Here is a 323-nt window from a genome sequence, read left to right as displayed (position 1 = left end):
ATGGCATAGGCAAGGGACACCTGGCATCGGCTGGCAAGTCCGGCAGCTACCATGTTTTTGGCGATGTAACGGGCCATGTATGCCCCGGAACGGTCAACTTTGGAACAATCCTTCCCGGAGAATGCACCGCCGCCATGCGGTACCAGGCTGCCGTAGGTATCCACCATTAGTTTCCTTCCGGTCAGTCCGGTGTCTGCATCCAGACCTCCGCACACAAATCTGCCCGATGGGTTAATCAGGATCTTGGTATCCTCATCCGGTGGCAGCATACGGAGTGCCGGGCGTAACACTTTCTCCCGGATCTCATGCTCCAGCTTCCGAAG

At 57.0% G+C, this 323-nt stretch carries 1 protein-coding gene; it reads right to left on the bottom strand.

Translation table 11 applies throughout. From position 1 onward, the window contains the following. The coding region (locus tag LIQ05_RS19570) for a methionine adenosyltransferase domain-containing protein (protein ID WP_226822948.1) at positions 1 to 323 on the bottom strand (323 nt) is incomplete at both ends.

This window comes from Blautia glucerasea (genome assembly GCF_020537505.1).
Taxonomy (GTDB): Bacteria; Bacillota; Clostridia; order Lachnospirales; family Lachnospiraceae; genus Blautia_A.
This window is presented reverse-complemented; position numbering and strand designations above follow the sequence as displayed.